This window comes from Rhodanobacter geophilus (genome assembly GCF_040812275.1).
In the GTDB taxonomy this organism is placed as follows: Bacteria; Pseudomonadota; Gammaproteobacteria; order Xanthomonadales; family Rhodanobacteraceae; genus Rhodanobacter_A; species Rhodanobacter_A geophilus.
This window is the reverse complement of sequence record NZ_JBFOHL010000012.1, coordinates 123,787-131,684: the sequence shown is the minus strand read 5'-3', so window position 1 is coordinate 131,684 and position 7,898 is coordinate 123,787. Positions and strand designations below refer to the sequence as shown.

The 7,898-nt window shown below is 66.7% G+C and carries 7 protein-coding genes and 1 tRNA gene; 2 read left to right on the top strand and 6 right to left on the bottom strand.

Annotated features, from left to right (window positions below):
* Nucleotides 1-347: 347 nt before the first annotated feature.
* Together ABQJ56_RS13970 and ABQJ56_RS13965 are read right to left on the bottom strand one after the other, a co-directional pair.
* The gene (locus tag ABQJ56_RS13970; RefSeq protein ID WP_367845617.1) at nucleotides 348-1,748 is read right to left on the bottom strand and encodes an aspartate aminotransferase family protein; all 1,401 of its coding nucleotides are present in this window, start codon (nucleotides 1,746-1,748) and stop codon (nucleotides 348-350) included.
* A gap of 57 nt (nucleotides 1,749-1,805) precedes the next feature.
* Complete coding sequence (locus ABQJ56_RS13965; RefSeq protein WP_367845624.1) at nucleotides 1,806-2,504, bottom strand: MtnX-like HAD-IB family phosphatase; 699 nt, start codon at nucleotides 2,502-2,504, stop codon at nucleotides 1,806-1,808.
* A 176-nt stretch (nucleotides 2,505-2,680) separates the two neighbouring features.
* Between ABQJ56_RS13965 and ABQJ56_RS13960 the strand changes: the two genes are divergently transcribed.
* Nucleotides 2,681-3,460, top strand: coding sequence for a MipA/OmpV family protein (locus tag ABQJ56_RS13960; RefSeq protein WP_367845616.1), 780 nt, complete (start codon nucleotides 2,681-2,683; stop codon nucleotides 3,458-3,460).
* A gap of 86 nt (nucleotides 3,461-3,546) precedes the next feature.
* Here the strand turns inward: ABQJ56_RS13960 and ABQJ56_RS13955 are convergent, their stop codons facing one another.
* A complete protein-coding gene (locus tag ABQJ56_RS13955; protein WP_367845615.1) occupies nucleotides 3,547-3,873 on the bottom strand; it encodes a non-heme iron oxygenase ferredoxin subunit in 327 nt (108 codons plus the stop codon).
* Nucleotides 3,870-4,418: a GNAT family N-acetyltransferase gene (locus tag ABQJ56_RS13950; RefSeq protein ID WP_367845614.1), complete on the bottom strand. Its 549-nt coding sequence runs from the start codon at nucleotides 4,416-4,418 to the stop codon at nucleotides 3,870-3,872. Before ABQJ56_RS13950 ends, ABQJ56_RS13955 begins: the two co-directional genes overlap by 4 nt.
* A 180-nt stretch (nucleotides 4,419-4,598) precedes the next feature.
* Between ABQJ56_RS13950 and ABQJ56_RS13945 the strand changes: the two genes are divergently transcribed.
* On the top strand, nucleotides 4,599-6,635 hold the full coding sequence (locus ABQJ56_RS13945; protein WP_367845613.1) for a M13 family metallopeptidase: 2,037 nt from the start codon (nucleotides 4,599-4,601) through the stop codon (nucleotides 6,633-6,635).
* A 677-nt stretch (nucleotides 6,636-7,312) separates the two neighbouring features.
* On the opposite strand, the gene ABQJ56_RS13940 is transcribed toward ABQJ56_RS13945, so the two are convergent.
* A tRNA-Ser gene (locus tag ABQJ56_RS13940) sits at nucleotides 7,313-7,405 on the bottom strand.
* A 73-nt stretch (nucleotides 7,406-7,478) separates the two neighbouring features.
* The gene (csrA, locus tag ABQJ56_RS13935; RefSeq protein ID WP_367845612.1) at nucleotides 7,479-7,688 is read right to left on the bottom strand and encodes a carbon storage regulator CsrA; all 210 of its coding nucleotides are present in this window, start codon (nucleotides 7,686-7,688) and stop codon (nucleotides 7,479-7,481) included.
* Nucleotides 7,689-7,898: the final 210 nt, after the last annotated feature.

Below are 7,898 nucleotides of genomic sequence, written 5' to 3'. Positions count from 1 at the left end.
CGCCGCGGTGCTCCTGCACCATACGCACCGCTCGCTCGCGGACCTCAGGGGAAAACTTCGTGGACTTGTTCATGGCTCCATTCTCTCAAGAGTGGGAGCCTCCACCGAACCCGGGGCGGTTCACTTCATTACTTAATGTCCGAATGCAATTATCGTGTCTCAAGTTGCGACTGGATGACGGTGATGAGATACGAGGAATGATGTCTAGCGTCTCGTTTGCGGGCGAGGGGAATGAAGGTTGTCGCGAGCACCTGTCCTTCACTCCAGCCTCTCTCCAAGGGGCAACGGAGAAAGCAAAAGGCCCGGCGGTTTCCCGTCGGGCCTTTTGTTCGTACCGCGACCGGCGATCACCCCTTCTTGGCCTTCGTCAGCAGCTGATCCAGCAGCGAGATCGCCAGGTCGATCTCCTCGTGCGTGATGTCCAGCGAAGGGGCGAACGTGATCACGTTCTTGTACCAGCCGCCCACGTCGAGCACGAGGCCGATCTTCTTGCCGTTGTGCTCGAGGTCGCCGGCGAGGCCGATGTCGACCATCCTGTCGAGCAGTGCCTTGTTCGGCGTGAAGCCGTCGTCGGTGCAGATCTCGGCGCGCAGCGCGAGGCCGAGGCCATCGACGTCGCCGATTTCCTTGTGCTTCTTCTGCAGCTCGCGCAGGCCGTCGAGGAAGTGAGCGCCCTTCTTCGGCACGGTGGTCTCGTAGTCCAGCTCGTAGCCCATCTTGATCACTTCCAGGCCCAGCGAGGTGCCCAGCGGGTTGGAGTTGAACGTCGAATGGGTGGAGCCCGGCGGGAACACGGTCGGGTTGATCAGCTCCTCGCGTGCCCACAGGCCGGACAGCGGGTTCAGGCCGTTGGTCAGCGCCTTGCCGAACACCACGATGTCCGGCGTCACGCCGAAGTTCTCGATCGACCACAGCTTGCCGGTGCGCCAGAAACCCATCTGGATCTCGTCGGACACCATCAGGATGCCGTACTTGTCCAGCACCTTCTTCAGGCCCTTGAAGAAACCCATCGGCGGGACGACGTAGCCGCCGGTGCCCTGGATCGGCTCGACGTAGAACGCGGCGTATTCGCACTGGTTGGTCTTGGGGTCCCACACGCCGTTGTATTCGGTCTCGAACAGGCGCTCGAACTGGCGCACGCAGCTGTCGGAATACTCCTCCGCCGTCATGCCCTTAGGGCGGCGGAACGGGTACGGGAACGGCAGGAACATCGCGCGCTCGCCGAAGTGGCCGAAGCGGCGGCGGTAGCGGTAGCTGGAGGTGATCGACGAGGCGCCCAGGGTGCGGCCGTGGTAGCCGCCCTCGAAGGCGAACATCAGGCTCTTGCCGTTGCAGGCGTTGCGCACGATCTTCAGCGAATCCTCGATCGCCTGCGCGCCGCCGACGTTGAAGTGCACGCGGCCGTCGAGGCCGAACTTCTTCTTCGCGTCCAGCGCGATGGTCTTGGCCAGCTCGATGCGGGTCTGGTGCAGGTACTGGCTGGCCACCTGCGGCAGCACGTCGATCTGCTTCTTCAGCGCGTCGTTGAGGCGCTGGTTGCCGTAGCCGAAGTTGACCGCCGAGTACCACATCTGCAGGTCGAGGAACGGCGTGCCGGCCGTGTCGAACATGTAGCTGCCCTCGCCGTGGCGGAAGATCTTCGGCGGGTCCACGTAATGCACGGTGTCGCCGAAGGAGCTGTACTTGGCCTCGTCGGCGAGCAGTTGCGCGTCGTCGATGAAACCGACGGCGTTCTTGTCGATGTTCATGGGTGTCGATCCGGGGAAAGGTTGCGGGGGTATGGCGGGAAAAGTGGGACGGCCCGTTCAGGCCGTCGCTGCTTCGTGATAGCGCGCGTGATGCGCCAGCGTGCCGTCGAGCAGGCGCGGCAGGTATTCCAGCGCATCCTCGAAGCCGGTGATCGGCATGTACGGGATGCCGGCGGCACGGCAGTGCTCGATCAGGCGGTGCTTGGCGAACACGAAGTCCACGCGGTCGGCCGCGCAGAAATCCGAGGCGCCGTCGCCGATCAGCAGGGTCTTCGCGCCCGTGGTGCGGGCCTGCGCCACGCAGGCGCACTTGCAGGTGCCGCTGCGGCAACCCTCGGCCTGGAACGGCGAGGTGAGCTGCCACTGCTTCGGCGGCGTGGCGGGCGCGAGGTGGTTCGCGGCCAGCGGCAGGTCGTCGAGGCCGTAGCGGCCGAGGATCTGGTGGATCGCGTAGTCGAGGCCGTCGCTGACGATGCGGATCGGCACATCGAGCTCGCGCGCCTTCGCCACGAAACCCGGAAACGCATGGTCGATCCACAGCTCGCGCAGGTGCTCGTCCAGCTCGGCACGCGTCATCTGCAGCAACCCGACCTGGCCGGCCATGCACTCGCGCGAGCCGATGCGGCCGGCGCGCCAGTCCTGCTCCAGCACTTCCCAGCCCGGCCGGCCGAAGCGGTCGAGCAGCGAGTCGATCACGTCCTCGACGGAGATCGTGCCGTCGAAATCACACAGGATGGTCCAGCCGGAAACGGACATCAGGAGGCGCACTCACAGCATCGATAGATGGCACGTTAGGCAAGCTGTCTTTCGGCGCCCTTTCCCCTGCCCGCTCCCCGGTGCGGGCCGAACCGTGGCTGAGCGGGCGCATGGCCGGTGACAACCGGACGCGCATACGCCCGTTAAGCTGATTCGACTCCCTGCCGCTCTCGCCCATGCCCGCTGCCTGCCCGCGCCTGCTGCCCGCCCTGTTGTGCCTGTCGCTGCCGTTCTCCGCCATGGCCGACATCGGCGACACCCCCACGCTGGCGATCGGCGCCGGCACGCAGCGCATGCCTGGCTGGGCCGGGGCGCGCACGCACCGCGACGACCCGATCCCGTTCGTGGACATTGAGTTGCCGCAGTACGGCTTCAGTCTGTCCACCCAGGACGGCCTGCAGTGGGACCTGGTCCGCGACACGCACCTGCACGGCGGCCTCTACGGCGACTTCCAGTGGGGCCGCGACCGCGATGACCTCCACGAGCTGGCCGGCAAGCTGCCCTCGCTGGCACCGCGCGCCACCGGCGGCGGCTACCTGGAATGGGACTTCAACCCGCGGCTCGACACGGGCGTGCATCTCAGCCATGACGTCAACGGCGCCGGAGCCTACCTGGAGTTCTACGCGGAATGGGACCCGCCCAAGCTGGGCGGCCTGCTGGAGCAGTCGCTGCAGCTGCGCTGGCAATCGATGAACGATGCGGCGATGCGACGCTTCTTCGGCGTCACGCCCGCCTCGGCGCAGGCGCTGGGCGTGCCGGTCTGGCAACCGGGCGGCGGCAGCCAGCTCGCCGCGCTGGAGTACGACCTGTTCATACCCACCAGCCAGCACACCGGGCTGGCCGCCTCGCTGGAATACGGCTACCTGCTCGGCCATGCCGCCGCCAGCCCGCTGGTGCGCCAGTACGGCTCGCGCAACCAGTTCGCCGAGTCGCTGGCCTTCGTCTACCACTTCTGAAAGTGCACCACCTTGAAAAGGTGCGGCCATGGATGGCCGCCCGTTTGGCTTCCGCGATCGGGGAAGATCGCAAGAATCCACCTCGCTCAACGATCGTCGCGGGTCCAGATCGCACCGTCTTCCTCGCGCACGGGGAAACAGGTCACCGGCTCCACCGCAGGCGGCCGCGTCACCGCGCCGCTGCGCACATCGAAGCGCGCGCCGTGGCGCGGGCATTCCACCTCGAAGCCGAACACCTCGCCGCCGGCAAGGTCGCCGCCGTCGTGCGTGCACACGTCCTCGATCGCGTAGAGGTCGCCGTCGATGTTGTACACGGCGATCGGCGTGTCGCCGTCGAACACCACTGCGAATTCGCCCGGCAGCAATTCGCTGCGCGTACCCACGCGTACCCAGCCCTCGCCCGCCAGGCTCATGCCGGCACTCCGACGAACTCCTTGCGCAGCACCTCGAAGCGCAGGTCGTCGCGGCGCGGAATGCCGAAGCGCTCGTCGCCGTAGGGGAACGGCTGGTACTCGCCGGTGCGCCGATAGCCGCGGCGCTCGTACCAGGCGATCAGTTCCGCGCGCTGCACGATCACCGTCATGTGCATCGCGCGGCAATGCCACTGGGCGCGCACGATGCGTTCGGCCTCGGCCAGCACCGCCTTGCCCAGGCCGCCCCCCTGCTGCGCGGGGTCGACCGCGAACATGCCGAAGTAGCCGGAGTCGCCGCGTCGCTCGATGTGGCAGCTGGCCAGCAGCACGCCGTCGCGCTCGGCCAGCAGCAGCATGCTGCCGGCCTGGTCCAGCAGCGTCGCGACGCCGGCCGCGTCGGTACGCTGGCCATCCAGCAGATCGGACTCGGTAGTCCAGCCGCGGCGGCCGGAATCGCCGCGATAGGCGGACTCGACCAGGGCCACGATGGCAGGAACGTCGGCCGCGGTGGCCGGGCGGAAAACGGGGTGGGCGGATTCGGGCATGCGCGCATGTTAGGGGCTGGCGCCGACGCTGGCGACCGTGCCCATCGTCGCCGCCATGCGCCCGCGCATCCATGACCTAAGTCACTGTGGCTCGCCCCGCGGATTTGCCCTAGCCTGCGGCTTCGCAAATTCTTTCTTCCGCGCACCGCGCGGCACCGCAACGCTCCGAGGATCACCCGCATGACCTGCCGCTACACGAAGCCGCTGGCACTCGCCGTCGCCCTGTCGTTCGCCACCGGCGCCCTTGCCGCGCCCGCCACTTCGTTCGACGTCCGCGAGCTGGATACCAAGATCGACGCCTGCCAGGACTTCAACGGCTTCGTCAATGCGAAGTGGGTGGCCGCGCATCCGATTCCCGCCGATCGCACGCGCTGGGGCTCGTTCGACGCGCTGCGCGAGGACAGCCTGGACATCCAGCACACGATCGTGGAACAGGCGGCGAAGCACGCCGCCGCAGCCAAGCCTGGCTCGATCGAGCAGAAGATCGGCTGGCTGTACGCCTCGGGCATGGACGAGGCGGCGATCGACCAGGCCGGCTACGCACCGATCAAGCCGGTGCTGGCACGCATCGCCGGCCTCAGGGACGGCGCCGGCGTCGCCGCGTACATACGCGACAGTTACGCGCAAGGCCATCCGGTGGCGTTCCGCTTCTACGGCAACGGCGATTTCAAGGACTCCAGCCGCGAGATCGCCTACGCGGGCCAGGGCGGCCTCGGTCTGCCCACGCCCGACTACTACAGCAAGCCCGACTTCGCGAAGATCCGCGACGCCTACGTGGCGCACATCACCAGGCTGTTCGAGCTGACCGGCACGCCGGCCGCCGCGGCGCAGGCGCAAGCGAGGGACGTGCTGGCGTTCGAGACGAAACTCGCCGCCGCCTCGCTGCTGCCCACCGAGATGCGCAAGCCGGAGAACCGCTACCACTACCTCAGCATCGCCGCAGCCGACCAGGTCACCCCGCACTTCGACTGGGCCGCGTTCTTCAAGGCGCAGGGCGCCGACGTGGGCGATGGCTTCTCGCTGTCGCAGCCGGAGTTCTTCGCCGAATTCGACCGCATGCTGGCGGGGACGCCGGTGGCCGAATGGCAGGCCTACCTGCGCTTCCACGCCATCGATGGTGCCGCACCCTACCTCTCCAGGCCGTTCCAGCAGGAAGACTACGCGTTCAACGAGAAGACGCTGAACGGCCAGCAGGCGATGCAGGCACGCTGGAAGCGCGTGCTCGGCACCGTCAACGGCAGCATGGGCATGGCACTGGGCGAACTGTACGTGGCCGGCCACTTCCCTGCCGCCTCCAAGCAGCGCGCGCAAGAGCTGGTCGACAACCTGCGTGCCGCCTACAAGGCGCGCATCGAGAAGCTGGAGTGGATGAGCGACGCCACCAAGCGGAAGGCGCTGGAGAAGTGGGCCAGCTTCACGCCGAAGATCGGCTACCCGGACAAGTGGCGCGACTGGAGCGGCCTCGCGCTGAAGCCCGGCGACTACTACGCGAACGTGCAGGCCGCGCGCAAGTTCAACTACGACTACATGGTGGGCAAGATCGGCAAGCCGGTGGACCGCGACGAATGGGGCATGACCCCGCAGACCGTCAACGCCTACTACAGCCCGCAGAAGAACGAGATCGTGTTCCCCGCCGCGATCCTGCAGCCGCCGTTCTTCGACGCCAAGGCCGACGACGCGCTCAACTACGGCGGCATCGGCGCGGTGATCGGCCACGAGATGGGCCACGGCTACGACGACCAGGGCAGCAAGTTCGACGCCAGGGGCAACAACGCGAACTGGTGGACCGACGCCGACCGCAAGGCCTTCGACGAACGCGCCGACAAGCTCGCCGCCCAGTTCGACAGCTACGAGGCGCTGCCCGGCAAGCACGTCAACGGCCGCCTCACCATGGGCGAGAACATCGGCGACCTCGGTGGCCTCAACGCCGCCTACGACGCGCTGCAGATGGCGCTGGCGAAGAACCCCGCCGAGGCGAAGTCGAAGATCGACGGCTACACCCAGGACCAGCGCTTCTTCCTCAACTGGGCCCGCGTGTGGCGCGGCAGCATCCGCCCCGAAGCCCAGCTCACCCTGCTCAACACCGACCCGCACGCCCCCGCGAAATTCCGCGCGATCGGCGCGCCGTCCAACATGCCCGCGTTCGCCGCGGCGTTCCAGTGCAAGAGCGGCGACGCCATGGTGCGGGATGGGGAGCGGCGGGTGAAGATCTGGTAATTGCACCCGCGTGCGCGGGAAAGCCGCGGCAGCGATGTCGCGGCTTTCCAATGGGCGATTCGCGGCACGGGATGCGCAATGCGCATCAAGGCCTGTTCCGCTCAACGTCGAGTCGACCTGGCGCGAGGGATTGCGAACTCCATCCATGGAGTTCGCCCTTCCGCGCTGCGCGCTCCAGGGCCAGCCTGCGGCTGTCCAGATTCGCTCCCGGCGAATTGGCCGAACGAAGGGTTCGCCCACCACCATCTCTCCGCCAGATACGCAAAACGCCCCACGTGGGGGCGTGCTGCGATCAACGTCGAGTCGACCCGGCGCGAGGGATTGCGAACTCCATCCATGGAGTTCGCCCTTCCGCGCTGCGCGCTCCAGGGCCAGCCTGCGGCTGTCCAGACTCGCTCCCGGCGAACTGGCCGAACGAAGGGTTCGTCCACCACCCTCTCTCCGCCAGATACGCAAAACGCCCCACGTGGGGGCGTGCTGCGATCAACGTCGAGTCGACCTGACGCGAGGGATTGCGAACTCCATCCATGGAGTTCGCCCTTCCGCGCTGCGCGCTCCAGGGCCAGCCTGCGGCTGTCCAGATTCGCTCCCGGCGAATTTGTCGAACGAAGGGTTCGTCCACCACCATCTCTCCGCCAGATACGCAAAACGCCCCACGTGGGGGCGTTTTGCGTATCTGGCGGAGAGAGAGGGATTCGAACCCTCGATAAGGCTTTTGACCCTATACTCCCTTAGCAGGGGAGCCCCTTCGGCCACTCGGGCATCTCTCCGGATTTGTGGTGCTGCGGCAGGGTCGGCAAGGATAACCGCCGACCGGCTTGAGGTAAAGACCGGATGCCGCGATCAATGTTCGTCGGCGTCGCCGTGGTGCGTGTCGCCACCCGATTCGTGCTCGCCCTTGATCCGCTGGTAGATCTCTTCGCGATGCACGGCGACGTTCTTCGGCGCGTTGATGCCGATGCGCACCTGATTGCCTTTCACGCCCAGAACGGTGACGGTCACCTCGTCGCCGATCATCAGGGTTTCACCAACCCTGCGGGTCAGAATCAACATGGTTGCTGCTCCATTAATTCCAAGTTCCAGACCTGCAAGCGATGGCGCCTCACCCCTGAGCCTCCATCACCACAGTTCGACGATTGACCCGTCGAAGGCCCTACCGCCTTCCCGGCTCTCCATCAGGCTACCTGCCGCGACAACCAATTTGCCGTAACAGGACACCGTCGACATTCAAACGATACTAGCGAGCATCCGCCACTGGCGCAA